This window comes from Nocardioides luteus (assembly GCF_015752315.1).
Classification (GTDB): domain Bacteria; phylum Actinomycetota; class Actinomycetes; order Propionibacteriales; family Nocardioidaceae; genus Nocardioides.
Window position 1 is genome coordinate 3,025,639 of sequence record NZ_JADOVJ010000001.1, and the last position, 13,869, is coordinate 3,039,507.

Sequence of the window (13,869 nt, forward strand, 5' to 3'; positions counted from 1 at the left end):
CTTGGTTTGAGGTACGGCCTTAGATCTCGTCCGCGCGATCAGTTTCGGTTCAATCCGAACTCGCGCGTCATGAGGGCGTTCTTATAGTGCGACTCTGCTGCATCGATCTCTGTGGACGAGGTCGACGGGCCAAACACCCGCAGGATACTGAACACGAAGTGACGAGCATGGTCGGTGCCCAAAGGTCCGCCGTGCTCCCGTACCGCGGTGGCGAGCTCGCGGAGAGCTAGGTTGCCACCATGGCCATCTCGGGCGTACTGCATCCATCGGCCAAGGATTCGTTCACCGCCGTCAGCCTTCCCGACGTATTGGCGGCCCGTCGAGGAGTCTGTGATCAGATAGATGCCCTGCACCTCCGACAGCGCTGCACGCCAGTCGGCGTAACGGTGATCGGTCGTCATCTCTTGGAGCTCGTGGAAGCGGAGCAAGACACGGTCGAACCCCGGGAACGGGACTTTGTCGCGGTCGGCGATCTCCAACACCGGTAGCGTGGCCGCGCTCGTCGCATGTCGATGCCAATTGCGCGGGCTGCTCCACTCCACGACGAGGCGGCCGGTCAGGGGCTCGAGGAAGTCGGTGCGCCGTAGGTCGAAAACACGAGTCGTCTCCGATCTCTCCGGAACGAGCTCGCCGTGGTTCTCGTATACACAGAACAGGCGTGATCGACGCTGACCGTCGGCAATCAGGACCACCCAATAGCGCTCCGGATCCGCCGGGAATCTTCTCGTCGAGATCTCCTGCTCACGGGTGTAGGCCAGGACCCGCTCTTCCGTTAGGTCCTCGGGCCCACGTAGAGCGGCGTGGTCGCTCGGCTTGAACGCGTGCCGGATGATGCGGATGTCCTCCAACCGGATCCGCGGTTCATGGTCGGCGCCGACGGACTCAAGCACGTGGCCAAGGGTGGGATACGCCGGGTACACAGACATACCCTCCCATGAGCCATGAGGGTTCGTGCCGCAGACCGACGGACGCCGGCCGCGCGCCGTATCGGCCTGCTGACACCGGGTACTTTTGGCGATCGACCCATGCGTTTGATCACCGATGATGGGCGTGGATGATGTGGAGCAACACTTTGACCGGCCACGCATTCACGACCGACAAGAACGGCACCCTTTGAGCGCCTTGATCCTCAACGACCTCGACGGCACGCTCCTCGGCCCAGATGCCATGTTGTCGGAGGGCGAGAGGATGCGCCGCTTCCTGGCGGAAAGGGTGGGTGACCGACGCTTTCGAACGATGTACCGGTCTAACAAGAACCGGGCCTCAGATGAGACTCGCGAGAAGATCGACGACGGTCTGGAGGCAGTGGGCGATGCCATCACATTCTGGGACTGACGCTGCGCGAGAAAACCCGGACGGACGGTTCGCCGCACCACCCGTCCTCTCGAAGTCAGTCCTTCGCGTCTACGTACTCATCGCGCTGGTGATCGTCGGTCTCGGACTCGGTCTCTGGGTCCTCTGGGTCTCCGGTTCGACCTCAGCTCGAATCGCTGCCATCTTGATGGCCGCCGTCGTCCTGCTCCCGACCGTTGCGCTGGTGCTGAGCATGGCACGCCGCCGTTCCGCCGTTCTGGTGATCGAAGAGAACCCGGCCGAGGTCGTGTTGCGGGGGTCCCGGTTCTTCGCACTCGCGCTGCTGACAGCGCTGGCCTGCATCGTCACTTATCCGATCGCACTCGGAGTGGCCGTCGTCCGCGACGGCGTCGAGGAAGGCTCGGCGACGATGTTCGTAGTCTCCCTGGTCGTCGCCCTGGCCTGCCTCCCGGTGCTAGTGATGATGCTGCTGGGCAAGTACAGACTGAACTGCCTGGTGCTCACGCACGACCTAGTCACCTACCGCGGCTACCGCCGTGCCTCATCAGCTCCGTGGGATGCACTGGACAGGGTCGAGATCACCCCTGAGCCGAAGGTTCAGCTGCTCGTCTCCGGACCTGGAACGGCGATCGAGGTTCCTCTGGGTCTCATGGCCAGCGGTCCGGTGCCGCTCGCGGAGTACGTCGACGATCTGCTTCGTCACCCCGAGCGACGGCCCAGCAAGTCTCGTACGAACTAGGCCTTCCTTCCGCGGAGGCCGCGCGGCTGCCCGGTCAGTCATCCTCCATGCGGAAGCCGACCTTGAGCCCGACCTGGAAGTGCTGGATCTCGCCCTCTTCGAGGTGGCCGCGGATCTGGGTGACCTCGAACCAGTCCAGGTGACGCAGGGTCTGGGTGGCGCGACCGAGGCCGCTGCGGATGGCGTCCTCGAGTCCGACCTCGGAGGTTCCGACGATCTCGGTGACGCGGTAGGTGTGCGCAGACATGGCGTGCCTCTCGTGTTGGTGGATGTATCCACCATGGATCCGAGGTCGAGACCGTGCAAGGGGTCCGGCGCGCTGACCTGCCGGTGTGACCCCGAGTGGGAGACTGAGCACGTGTCCTCCAAACCAGCCCCGCACGTACTCGTTCTCTTCGGCGCGACCGGCGACCTGGCCGCGCGCAAGCTGTTCCCCGGGCTGTATCGGCTCGCCCTGGCCAAACGGCTCCCCGACCAGTTCGCGGTCATCGGCAGCGGGCGGCGCTCGCCGGGCACCGACGACGAGTTCCGCGACCAGGTTCGCCAGGCGCTGAAGGAGTTCGTCGGCGACGTCGATGAGTCTGTCGCGGGGCCGCTGTTGGAGCGGATCCGCTTCGTCGCCTCCTCCGCCGACGACGGCGCCGCGCTGGCCGAGGCGGTGCACGAGGCCGAGGACCGGCTCGCGCTGGACAGCGGGCAGACGGTGGGCGATGTACAGCGCCTTCTCTATCTCTCCGTGCCGCCGCAGGCGGTGGAGCCGATGGTCGGGATGCTCGACCGTGAGGGGCTGAATCTGCGCAGCCGGCTGGTCGCGGAGAAGCCGTTCGGCACCGACCTCGCCTCGGCGCGCGAGCTCGACGCCGTGCTCAGCGAGGCCTTCGACGAGCCGCAGATCTTCCGGATCGACCACTTCATCGGGAAGGAGGCCGTGCAGAACCTGCTGGCGCTGCGTTTCGCCAACGGCCTCTTCGAGCCCGCGTGGAACCGGCACAGCATCGAGTCGGTGCAGATCGACGTACCGGAGAAGCTCACCGTCAAGGGGCGCGGCAGCTTCTACGAGGGCACCGGCTGCCTGCGCGACATGGTCACCACCCACCTGTGCCAGCTGCTCGGGTTCGTGGCGATGGAGGACCCGCACGCGTTCCGCGAGGGCGCGATCCGTGCGGCGAAGGCCGCCGCCTTCGCGGCCGTCCGGCCGCTGGACCCCGAGCGCGTGGTCTTCGGGCAGTACGACGGCTATCGCGAGGAGCCCGACGTCGCCGCCGACTCCGAGGTGGAGACGTACGTCGCGATCGAGGCGTGGATCGACAACGACCGCTGGCGCGGGGTGCCGTTCTACCTGCGCACCGGCAAAGCGCTCGCGGCCGGGCGGCGGACGATCACGATCCGGTTCACCGACCCGCGGCACCGCTGGCTGCAGCCGGCCGATCCTGGCTCGGCCCAGCCCAACGAGCTGGTGATCGAGCTCAGCGACGACGCCCATATCGAGATCGAGGTACGCGCCAAGCGCCCCGGTCCCGGCATGGCGCTGACCGAGGGGGTGTTCCGCCTCGACCTCGCCTGCGACGCACCGGACGCCGGCCCGCTGGAGGCCTACGAGCGGCTGCTCCTCGACGTCATGAACGGCGACCGCACCCTGTTCACCAGCGCGCGCGAGGTCGAGCGGCTGTGGGAGATCTGCCAGCCGGTCCTCGAGCACCGGCCCGCCGTGCACAGCTACCCGCAGGGATCCTGGGGGCCGGAGTCGGCGCTCGAGCTGCCAGAAGGCGGCTGGAGGCTGGGAAGGAACCAGTGAGCAGCGCGCCCCGCCGCCTCCTGCTCGTCGTCGACGCGCCGTCCCTGCTCCACCGCAACCATCACGCGCGGGCGCACACTCGCATGGTCGACCGTGCCGGGCGGCCCGCCTGGGCGCTGCACGGCATGCTGCGGCAGATCCTCGACTCGATCGACGCCTTCGCCCCGGACGCGGTGCTCTTCGGGCTCGACGACCGCACCGCGTCCGTACGCCGCGACGCCTATCCCGACTACAAGGCCGGACGCGCCGAGAAGGACCCGATGCTGGTCGAGCAGCTCGGCCGCGCCGGTGCGATGCTCGATGCCCTCGGGCTCGCGACCCTCACTCCCCCGGGTCTCGAGGCCGACGACGTCAATGCCTCCGCCGCGGCGTGGGCGGTCCGCAACGGCTGGAACTGCGTCGTCATCACCTCCGACCGCGACGCGTTCGCGCTGATCAGCGAGCACACCCAGGTCCTACGGCTGATCAACGGCGGCATCAACGGCTCTCCCCTGCTCAACCCCGCCCGGCTCTATTCGATGTACGGCGTTCCCGCCACTCGCTACCTCGAGTACGCCGCGCTCCGCGGTGACGCCAGCGACAACCTGCCCGGGGTGAGCGGCATCGGCGAGAAGACCGCCGCCGCGCTCCTCGACCAGTTCGGCCCCATGGACGGCGTGTGGGCCGACATCTCCGACAACGACGGGCAGAAGGTGACCGAGGTCCTCGACGCGTGGGCGGCCGACACCGGCGTACGCCGCATCGGCTCGCGCGTCGTCCGCGCCCTGTCCGCGCCCGGCGCGCGGGAGCGCTACGACTTCAACCTGGGCATGATGACCTGCCACGAGGACCTCGACCTACGCCTCACCCCGGACATCCCCGGCACCCCCGGCCTGCTCCCGCTCGACATCGACCGGGTCACCCGGGTCGTGGGCTTCCTCGGTGTCGAGGCGACCACGGCCGTGGCGCAGCGGGTGCTGAGCACGAACCCCGCCTCGACCTCGTTCTAGACGGTCGAGTTCCAAGCCTCGGTCGCCGTCTTCTCGGCCTCCGGCCTGGCCGCGTCGATCTGCTCCGCGCACGCGACGCCATGTCTGGAGAAGTCTGTCTTCTCCACAACGCCCCGACCCGTCGCGGTCGACCGTATCCACGCCACGATCGTGCCGGTCTCATCCTCGCCGCCGCAGTCGTACGGCGCCGAGACGAGACCGACCAGCCTCGTGTCCTGCCAACCGACTCCACGCAGCAGCGTCATCACCTTCCGCAGCTCGTCAGGCCGGAAGGATCCTTCTGGCTTGGGATAGGCCAGGACGTACGGCCTTCGCTTGTCGACCCCGACCAAGTCAGGTCCCCAGAGGATGACGTAGCCGAGCTTCGCTATCTCTGCCAGCCTCGGCGCAACCCGGGCCACCTCGGAAGGCCGGTCCACGATATGTGCTGGGCCTGCGCTGTCGCCGTACCACTCGACCGGCTCCGGCCAGGTCACGGCGAGCTCGAGCTGGGGATCGATCTCGACCGCCGCCGCTCCGACGGCACCGACGTCGCTCAGTGTCGCGGTCTCGGCCGTGATCTCGGTGAGACCCATGTCGATCTCGATCACGGCCGTCGCCCCCGCACCACGGAGACTCCGGACGGCAGCCAGAGCAGGCTCGATCCGCTGGCCTTCGGCACCCGAGTACGTGACGGCGTCGGGGTCCTCACCGACCTCGATCCGAGCGACCTCGTCCTTCTCGAGGATGCTCTCGACGGCACTCCAGACCGCAGGCGCCTCTCGCTCATCGCCGACCGAAGTGCGAAGGTCGGAGATCCGACCGTCTCGACCCACCTCCAGCGTCACCGGCATCCGGAGGGCCTCGGCCAACCGGCCCAACCTGGTAGCTGTCTTGTCGGGATCGTCCAACGGCGAACGCCGGACCCAGACCGCATCTCCGCCCGCCGAGTCCGCGCCGCCGCCGTTGACGAGGATCTCCCACGACCTCCTGGCCAGGCTCTGATCGGCAGCGACCAGAGCGAACAACTTCTGCGCGATCCCGACCCGCGCGCTCGCATCGGCAACCGTCACGCGCGCCTGCAGCTGCAAGGATCGGTCCCGGAGCTCGATCCGCTCGACCTCGGCGTCGCGAAGCGCACCGTACGTCACCAGGGCGGCCGCAGTATCGCGGCTGCCGGGAAGCGCCTCGACCTCGGCGACGCCAAGGCGAGCCACCCACCGACCGCGCGCCGGCCCAGCGTTCAAGCGCTCAAGGACCTTCGCGGCCTGCTCCACCGTGATCCCGTCGGCGAGCACGACTCGCTTGCCGTCGGCGTCGACGTCGCGTACGCCAGGCATCTGCGCGACCTCGCCCTGCAACCGCCGTTCGGCCTGCCCGTCCGAACCCCACCACCGCACACCGCCGGCAACAGCGCCCGCGATCAGCACAGCCACAGCAACCACCGCGAACCAACGCCCCCGAGTCATGGCCTGATGCTCGCACACCACGGTTGAGATGGGTCACGAGTCCCGGCTCGGCCATCTCCTGGACCCGGCTCACGCCCACCGCTCTTGGAGGTCGGCGACCAGCTTCTCGGCTTCGCTGGTGTCGGGCGCGCGTACGGCATCGAGGCTGGACTGCGGCAGCACCACGTATCGCCCGCCGCCGTTTCGGCCGAGCTCGCTCAGCGCGTCGAGCACGCCGCTCTCGGACAGGTCCAGGACCTGGATGTCCTCGCCGATCCGGTCGAGGACATCTCGGCCGGAGCCGGCCTTCACCTGGTCGATCTGGGCGGCGAGCTGCGTAACGGCGGCACGCGCGTCTTGGGCAGCGAGCTCTGCGACCTTCATGTTGTTCTCGGCCGCCTGCATGTTCTGCATGGCTGCGACGTGCTGCTTCTCGGCTTCCTTCTTGTTCTGGTCGGCGGCGTTGGCGGCGCTCTTCGCCGCAGCGCCGGTCACCGAGACCCCGAGGAGCGCGCCGAGAACAAAGAGCGCGATGTTCTGGACCCGGTCGATGATGCCGAGCAGCTGCTCCCAGTCAGCCCGCTCCTGTGCCTCGTTGTGCTGGACGATGTAGGCCCAGCCGAGCGCCAGGACCAGCAGCACCGCGATCAGAGCCACCGCGGCGATGGCCGCCGACACCTGCCATGGCCACTTGCCGACCGCCGGCGGGTTCTGCACGTCCGGGCTTTCCTCGACCGGCTCCGGCTCCTGGAGCTCGGTCGGGGCAGCTGCCTCGCCATCGACGTTCGCGTTCTGCGTCATCGCGTCTACCCTTGGCTGTAGACGAAGTGGCGCCGACGTTCCTCCCCGGCGATCACCCGAGGCGAGAACCGCGAGGGTGGGTACCGAGTTTTCGGCACCCCGAAACCGCGGCTCCCTGAGGATCAGGCGAACTCGGGCGACAGAACCGCGCGGACCCCAGAGTCTGCGGTACGGGCGGTGGGGACGGGCACGTCTGAGAGGGCGGCGTCGAGGTCGGCCATCAGGTCCTCCGGGGACTCCAGACCGATGGAGAGACGTACGAGGTTCGCCGACGGCTTGGCGTGGGCGGCGACGGGGCGGTGGGTGAGGCCGGCGGGGTGCTGGATGAGGGAGTCGACGCCGCCGAGGGAGACGGCGTGGGTGAAGAGCCGGACCGAGGAGGTGACACGGGCAGCGGCTTCGTACCCACCGCGCAGCGCGATCGTGACCATCGCGCCGGGGCCGCTCATCTGCTTCCCGACCAGGCCGCGGTCGTCATCGAGACCCGGGAAGTAGACCTGCTCGACCGTCCGGTGGGATCGCAGCCACGCCGCGATCGAGACCGCGCCGGCCTGCTGGGCGCGCATGCGCGTGGGCAGGGTGGCCAGGCCTCGGTGCAGGAGGTACGCACCCAGCGGATGCAGGAGGCCGCCGGTGACGGCGCGGACCTGACGCAACCGTGCGGCGGTCTCCTCGTCACAGGCGATCACGCCGCCGACGACGTCGCCGTGGCCGCCGATGTACTTGGTGGCGCTGTGCAGCGACATCGCCGCTCCCAGGGTGAGCGGGTTCTGCAGGACCGGGGTGGCGAAGGTGTTGTCCACGAGCACCGGTACGTCCCCCGCGGCCGCGACGACACCGGCGATGTCGACGAGGTCGAGGGTCGGGTTCGCCGGCGTCTCCAGCACCACGAGCGCCGTGTCGGCCCGGACCCCGGCAGCGACCTCGGGCTCGGCACAGAACGTCACCTCCACACCCAACAGACCGGAGGCGAGCAGGTGGTCGGTCCCGCCGTACAGCGGCCGGACCGCGACGACGTGCCGCTTCCCGCTGAACGACGTGCTGGCGATGATCGCCGCGGTCATGGCCGCCATGCCCGAGGCGTAGGCGACCGACGTCTCGGCCCGCTCGAGCTTCGCCAGCGCCGACTCGAACCGGGCGACCGTCGGGTTCCACAGCCGCTGGTAGACGTACCCACCCTCGGGGTTCGGGTGACCGCCGGTCGCCATCGCCTCGTAGGACTCGCCGCCGCGCTCGATGTCGGGCAGCGGGTTGGTCGAGGACAGGTCGAGCGGGAGGGCGTGGACGCCGAGCATCGCCAGGTCCTCCCGACCGGCGTGGACGGCGAGTGAGTCGAGGTGAGGGTTGTGAAGCGGCATGCCAAGATGGTGGCGAGAATCACAAGTTCCGACCACATCGATTGCTGAAGATCCCGGTGAACCCGCGATCTTGCCGCTTTCGAGCAATGCGACCCATGATCAAGGGTGACCCAGTTGGCGAAAGCGCAACCGTCCCTCGACTCCGTCGACCGCCGCATCCTGAGCGAGCTCGGCGACAACCCCGAGCTCACCAACAAGGCCCTCGCGGCGCGCCTCGGCCTGGCCGAGTCGACCTGCGCCTACCGGCTGCGCGCACTGCGCGACAGCGGCGTCATCACCGGCCGCCGCCTCGACGTCGACGTCCGCTCCCTCGGCTACCCGCTGCAGGCCGTGATCAAGGTCCGCCTCGGCAGCCACAGCAAGGAGCACGTCGAGAAGCTCTACGACGACCTGGCCACCACGCCCGGCGTGATCCAGGCCTTTCACGTCGCCGGGGCCGACGACTTCCATCTCCACGTCGCCGTCGAGGACGCCGAGGCGCTGCGCGACTTCGTGCTGCAGCACGTGACCGTCCATCGCGTCGTACGGCAGACCGAGACGCAGCTCGTCTTCGAGCTCCGCGAGGGCCCGGGAGTGCTGCCGCACGACAGCGTCTAGCGCCCCCGGCTCAGTCGAGGAAGTCGAGCAGCAGCTGCGCCGTCTCGGCCGGTGCCTCCAGCATGGCAACGTGCCCCACGCCCGCGAGGTACGCGACGCGGCCGCCCGACGCGACGTCGTACGCGTGCGCGGACGCAGGATCCCAGCGCGGGTCCGCGTCCCCGAAGATCACGAGCGGCCGCCGCCCGATCCGGGTCAGCCGCTCGGGGATGCTCTGCTCGGCAAGGTAGTCGCGGTTCGCCCGCATGATCGCCCTGAAGGTCTTGAACGATGTGCGCCTCAGGTCGTCGACGGCCTCGTCGCTGATCGTCACCGGCCGCGCAGCGGTGGCGGCGATGCCCTTCCGGAGCAACGCGTCGGTGCGTAGCGGCCAGATCACGGCACCGAGCACGGCCCCGGTGAGCAGCTTGACCAGTGCCGGCTCCGGACGCAGTGCCTCCATGCTCGGTCCGGTGCTGAGCAGCGCCAGCTGCCCCACCAGGTCTGGTCGTCGCTCGGCCAACGCGGTGGCGACGTACCCGCCGCTGGAATGGCCGACGACCGCCACCTTCTCGAGAGCGAGATCATCCAGCACGGCGGCGACCCGATCGGCCTGATCGGGGACGGCATAGGTCGTCGCCGTGCTCGACCTGCCGCAGCCCGGCAGGTCGATCCGGAGCACCCGGAACCGCTCCGCGAGGTCCGGAACCATCGGCTCCCACGTCGAGCCACTGGCTCCCGAACCATGGATGAGGAGCAGCGGTGGTGCGGTCTCCGGTCCGTCGTGGACGAGGTGGACACCATGGACGGTCGGAGTCTCGTACGCAGTCATGTTCCGACGATCTCCCACGGAGCGACGGGTCGTCTTGAACGATTGTCGGCCTTGCCCGCGGCCCTAGCCTGAAGCCATGGACTGGTCGCGGGTGGACGTCACGATTCCCGATAGGTCAGGCGTCGCCACGTCCATCCCGGGCGTCCACATGGCTGGGTTCCGCTACGAGGGGACCGACCCCATCGACATCGCGATGGTCGCCCACCCGGCGGTCACTCTGCTCTTCGACCTCGGCGACCACGGCTGGGCCGTCCACGACAGGGCAGGAACGCGTGCGCCGGGCGACGCCGCGATCGGGCTGCTGCCGGGCCGCGTGAGTTTCTCCGGCTCAGCCGCCGGCGAGTGCCTCCAGGTGCGACTGTCGCCGGTTCTCGCCGCCCAGGTCCTGGACACCTCCGCGCTCGTCGGCAACGTCACCGAGCTCGACGACGTCCTCGGGCCCGCGGCAAGGCGGCTCGGCGCCGACCTACGAGACACCACCTCGTGGGAGGAGCGATTCGCTCTGGTCCTCCGCTTCCTCGGTGGCCGACTCGACACCCGTCGCACGGTCGACCCCGAGGTCGCGTACGTCTGGCAGCAGATCCACCTCCGACACGGCCGGTCCGGCGTTCATGCCCTCGCCGAGGAGACGGGTTGGTCCCGCCAGCGGCTGTGGTCCCGCTTCCGAGCCCAGGTCGGGCTCTCCCCCAAGCATGCCGCCCGACTCGTCCGCTTCGACCGGGCCGCGAGGCTTCTCGCCATGGGCGTCCCGCCCGCAGAGGCGGCGGCTCAGGCGGGCTATGCCGACCAGCCACATCTCAACCGTGAGATGCGCTCGATCGTGAACAGGACGCCTCTGGACGTCGCCACCACGCCCTGGCTTGCGGTCGATCAGGAGGCGTGGCCGACTCTCATGCGCCGAGCCGCGGGCGGCCCCTCACCGGCTGAGGGTCTCACCGCCCCCGGCCGAGCGAGGCCCGGGCGAGCTGCGCCACGCGTACGTTGCTGATACCCGTCTCGGCCGCGATCCGTCCGAACGACCAGCCGCGACGGCGCAGCAGCCGGACGGCCTGCGCACTCTCCTCCTGCAGGTCCTCGAGGCGCTTGTCGACCGTGCAGCGCAGGCGCTCGAGGTCGCGGAGGGCAGCCACCGGGTCGTCGACGCCGGCAACCACCGGCAGCTCTGCCTCCAGCCTGCGCGTCGGGGACGCCCCCACGGCCAGCGCGGCCGGCGGGTTGAACGCCCACAGCGTGTAGTCGTCCGCCCAGCGGATGAATCGTGCCATGCGGGTCTCGCGGTGCACGGTGGACGGGACGTCGGTGTTCCCGGCGGGTCGTGTTTCGACTGCCATCTTCGCCTCCTTCACTTGAACTGCAGGGTCGGAAGGATCCTCGGTATCCAGCATGACCGGCAGCGATGACTGCGCCGTTGAGCGCTGGTAACGGGAAGGTAAGGACTCGATCGGTCAGCGTGTCGAACGCCACTCAGGGCGTCATCCGATGATCGCCAGCGTGATGGCGGCCGCACCGAAGACGACGTCCAGGGCGATGCAGAACTCGGCCATCGACCGCGGGACCACCGCGTCGCGGCGCCAGTGGACGTAGTCCCACGCCGCATGGCTGGCGAGCGCGACACCTGCCAGCGCCAGGCCGAGTCGAGGCGAGATCAACACGGCCGCGACCGCGAGGCCGCCGAAACCGATCATCGCGAGCCCTTCGGCGGAGAGCGGGCGGACGGGAGTTCGGCGCAGCAGCCCGACCACGACGAGAACCGCGGCGAAGACCGCGAGCCCGAGCCACCACGGAGCGCCGGCCAGCTCGCTCAGGATGGCCACGATCGAGCCGACGAGGATGTTCGCCCAGGCGATCCAGCGCAGGCCGAGGGCGGCCGCGGCCAGGTAGCAGCTCGCGGCGACAGTGACGGTGAGGGCGACCGCGTCGGTCGCCACTCCCGTCACGATCTGGAACGTCGCCGCTGCCAGCCCGAGCGCGGCCGGCCAGTGTCCCCAGACCGGACGCTTCAGGTACGCCGGCGCAGCAAGAGCGGTCGTTGTCGGGTTCATGAGTCTCCTGCCGTCGTGATTCTCGGTTGTCGAACAGTGATGTTCGAGATAATCTCGAACATCACTGTTCATGTTAGCGGAGGAGAGAGCACCATGACCGAAACCACACACGATCCCGCCACGGAGCAGCCCGCGGACCCTCGTCGATGGCGGCTGCTCGGACTGCTGGGCCTGGCCCAGTTCATGCTCATCCTCGACGTCACGGTGGTGGCGATCGCGCTGCCGCACATGGGCGCCGATCTCGGGCTGGGGCGCGATGCGCTGACCTGGGTGGTGAGTGCCTACACGCTCGCGTTCGGCGGGTTGATGCTGCTCGGCGGCCGGTCCGCCGACCTGTTCGGCCCGAAGCCGGTGGTGCTGACCGGGCTGACCGTGTTCACCGTGGCCTCCCTGGCCACCGGCCTCGCCACCAGCGCGGAGCTGGCGATCGGCGGCCGGGTCGCCCAGGGCGTCGGGGCGGCGATGCTCTCCCCCGCCGCCCTCTCGACCGTGGTCCGGCTCTTCGACGGCGACGAGCGCAACCGCGCGCTCGGGATCTGGTCGGCGCTGGGCGCCGGCGGCGCGGCGATCGGCGTCCTACTCGGCGGAGCCCTCACCGCCGGCCCGGGCTGGGAGTGGGTGTTCCTGATCAACGTGCCCGTCGGCGTGGTCGTCGCGGTCCTGCTCGCCCGGCTGCTCCCGCCGCTGCCCGCATGGGGAGGCGATGTACGTCTCGACCTCGTCGGCGCCCTGATCGTCACCGTCGCCACCGGGCTCCTGATCCTCGGCTTCATCGAGGCCGGCGACGGCGGCTGGACCTCACCCCGCACGGCCGGGCTCGTCCTCGCCGGCATCGTCGGCTACCTCCTGCTGGCCGGCTGGCTGCGGCGTACGCAGCATCCGCTGATCGACCCGGCGCTCGTCTCGCGGCGACCGGTGCTGTCCGGAACGTTCGTGCTCTTCGTCGCGACCGCGCTGATGGTGGCGGTCTTCTTCCTCGGCACGTTCTACCTGCAGAGCTCCGCCGGGCACGGCCCGCTCACGACCGGGCTGCTGTTCCTGCCCGTCGCCGCGGCGACCATGGTCGGCGCACAGCTGGCCGGCAGGTTCATCGGTCGCATCGGCGCCCGCACCCTCGGCGTGGTCGGGCTGCTCATCGCCGGCGCCGGGCTCGTCGTACCCGCGATCAGCATGAGCACGCTCACGACCGTGGTCGCGGTCAGCATCGGCTCGGCCGGCCTGGGCGTCCTCTTCGTGGTCGCCTCGGCGACCGCGCTGAGCCAGGTCGAGCCTCATCTCACCGGCGTCGCCTCCGGCATCCTGAGCACCTTCCACGAGCTCGGCGCCTCGCTCGGCGCCGCGGTGATGTCCGGCGTCGCCGCGGCCAGCCTCGTCGAGGGCACCACCACCGGCTTCGAGCGTGCCTACCTGGTCGCGGCGGTGATCGCGGCCCTCGCGGCCGTCCTCGCCGGAGCACTCATCCCCGGCCGACCTTCGGCAACCCTCGAGACCCACCAGGAGACCGCGTCATGACAAAGACCCGCCGCCCGAGATCGCGCGCACTCACGTTCGCGCTCCACTACCTGCAGATGATCATCGCGATGGTCGTCGGGATGATGGTGCTCTACCCGCTCTGGATGCTCGCCACCGCCGGCCTGTCCGCAGACGCATGGACACATCGCGCCGACGTCGAGTCGCTGGTCATGGCCACCACGATGGTGATCCCGATGGCCGCCTGGATGCGCTTCCGCGGCCACGGCCGGCGGTCGGTCGTGGAGATGTCGGCAGCGATGTACGCAGGCTTCGTGGCCCTCTTCCCGCTCCTGTGGTTCGGAGTCATCGACACCGACGGCCTGATGCTGCTCGGCCACGTACTCATGCTGCTCCTCATGCTCGCCGCCATGCTCGCGCGCCCCGGCGAGTACTCCGGGAGCCACGGCCACCACGCCCATGGCCACATCCGGACTTCATCAGTCACCGACCAGGAGCCACGCCCGACGCAGCAGCGGGCGTGAGC

General features: G+C 69.4%; 16 protein-coding genes. 8 read left to right on the forward strand and 8 right to left on the reverse strand.

Annotated features, from left to right (window positions below):
* Positions 1-38: 38 nt before the first annotated feature.
* Positions 39-890, reverse strand: a complete 852-nt coding sequence (locus HD557_RS14540; RefSeq protein WP_196874381.1) for a GIY-YIG nuclease family protein — start codon at positions 888-890, stop codon at positions 39-41.
* A gap of 160 nt (positions 891-1,050) precedes the next feature.
* Between HD557_RS14540 and HD557_RS14545 the strand changes: the two genes are divergently transcribed.
* Entirely contained in the window at positions 1,051-1,335 is a 285-nt protein-coding gene (locus HD557_RS14545; protein WP_196874382.1) for a hypothetical protein, read from the forward strand.
* On the forward strand, positions 1,268-2,053 hold the full coding sequence (locus tag HD557_RS14550) for a hypothetical protein (protein WP_196874383.1): 786 nt from the start codon (positions 1,268-1,270) through the stop codon (positions 2,051-2,053). The genes HD557_RS14545 and HD557_RS14550 overlap by 68 nt, the downstream gene beginning before the upstream one ends.
* Positions 2,054-2,087: 34 nt before the next feature.
* Here the strand turns inward: HD557_RS14550 and HD557_RS14555 are convergent, their stop codons facing one another.
* Complete coding sequence (locus HD557_RS14555; RefSeq protein ID WP_008361354.1) at positions 2,088-2,300, reverse strand: dodecin; 213 nt, start codon at positions 2,298-2,300, stop codon at positions 2,088-2,090.
* Between the two features lie 111 nt (positions 2,301-2,411).
* Between HD557_RS14555 and zwf the strand changes: the two genes are divergently transcribed.
* Entirely contained in the window at positions 2,412-3,848 is a 1,437-nt protein-coding gene (gene zwf / locus HD557_RS14560; protein WP_008361356.1) for a glucose-6-phosphate dehydrogenase, read from the forward strand.
* The gene (locus HD557_RS14565; protein WP_008361358.1) at positions 3,845-4,837 is read left to right on the forward strand and encodes a 5'-3' exonuclease; all 993 of its coding nucleotides are present in this window, start codon (positions 3,845-3,847) and stop codon (positions 4,835-4,837) included. The genes zwf and HD557_RS14565 overlap by 4 nt, the downstream gene beginning before the upstream one ends.
* On the opposite strand, the gene HD557_RS14570 is transcribed toward HD557_RS14565, so the two are convergent.
* The 3 genes from HD557_RS14570 to HD557_RS14580 all read right to left on the reverse strand — a co-directional run bounded on the left by HD557_RS14570 (position 4,834) and on the right by HD557_RS14580 (position 8,423).
* Positions 4,834-6,285, reverse strand: a complete 1,452-nt coding sequence (locus HD557_RS14570; protein ID WP_196874384.1) for a hypothetical protein — start codon at positions 6,283-6,285, stop codon at positions 4,834-4,836. The two genes, HD557_RS14565 and HD557_RS14570, sit on opposite strands and share 4 nt — an antisense overlap.
* A gap of 69 nt (positions 6,286-6,354) precedes the next feature.
* Positions 6,355-7,065, reverse strand: coding sequence for a hypothetical protein (locus HD557_RS14575; protein WP_196874385.1), 711 nt, complete (start codon positions 7,063-7,065; stop codon positions 6,355-6,357).
* A gap of 122 nt (positions 7,066-7,187) precedes the next feature.
* Positions 7,188-8,423: a trans-sulfuration enzyme family protein gene (locus HD557_RS14580; RefSeq protein WP_196874386.1), complete on the reverse strand. Its 1,236-nt coding sequence runs from the start codon at positions 8,421-8,423 to the stop codon at positions 7,188-7,190.
* A 105-nt stretch (positions 8,424-8,528) separates the two neighbouring features.
* Between HD557_RS14580 and HD557_RS14585 the strand changes: the two genes are divergently transcribed.
* Positions 8,529-9,020, forward strand: a complete 492-nt coding sequence (locus HD557_RS14585) for an Lrp/AsnC family transcriptional regulator (RefSeq protein ID WP_196874387.1) — start codon at positions 8,529-8,531, stop codon at positions 9,018-9,020.
* A 10-nt stretch (positions 9,021-9,030) separates the two neighbouring features.
* On the opposite strand, the gene HD557_RS14590 is transcribed toward HD557_RS14585, so the two are convergent.
* Positions 9,031-9,831, reverse strand: a complete 801-nt coding sequence (locus tag HD557_RS14590) for an alpha/beta fold hydrolase (protein ID WP_196874388.1) — start codon at positions 9,829-9,831, stop codon at positions 9,031-9,033.
* 76 nt (positions 9,832-9,907) lie between these two features.
* Between HD557_RS14590 and HD557_RS14595 the strand changes: the two genes are divergently transcribed.
* Positions 9,908-10,819: a helix-turn-helix domain-containing protein gene (locus HD557_RS14595; RefSeq protein WP_231380294.1), complete on the forward strand. Its 912-nt coding sequence runs from the start codon at positions 9,908-9,910 to the stop codon at positions 10,817-10,819.
* Here the strand turns inward: HD557_RS14595 and HD557_RS14600 are convergent.
* Positions 10,764-11,162 (reverse strand): hypothetical protein, encoded by a 399-nt coding sequence (locus tag HD557_RS14600; protein ID WP_196874389.1) that lies wholly within the window; start codon positions 11,160-11,162, stop codon positions 10,764-10,766. The two genes, HD557_RS14595 and HD557_RS14600, sit on opposite strands and share 56 nt — an antisense overlap.
* A gap of 141 nt (positions 11,163-11,303) precedes the next feature.
* On the reverse strand, positions 11,304-11,873 hold the full coding sequence (locus HD557_RS14605) for a hypothetical protein (protein ID WP_196874390.1): 570 nt from the start codon (positions 11,871-11,873) through the stop codon (positions 11,304-11,306).
* Positions 11,874-11,966: 93 nt separating this feature from the next.
* On the opposite strand from HD557_RS14605, the gene HD557_RS14610 reads away from it, so the two are divergent.
* The gene (locus HD557_RS14610) at positions 11,967-13,385 is read left to right on the forward strand and encodes an MFS transporter (RefSeq protein WP_196874391.1); all 1,419 of its coding nucleotides are present in this window, start codon (positions 11,967-11,969) and stop codon (positions 13,383-13,385) included.
* Positions 13,382-13,867 carry a hypothetical protein gene (locus HD557_RS14615; protein ID WP_196874392.1) on the forward strand — a complete coding sequence of 162 codons (486 nt, stop codon included), beginning with the start codon at positions 13,382-13,384 and terminating at the stop codon, positions 13,865-13,867. Before HD557_RS14610 ends, HD557_RS14615 begins: the two co-directional genes overlap by 4 nt.
* Positions 13,868-13,869: the final 2 nt, after the last annotated feature.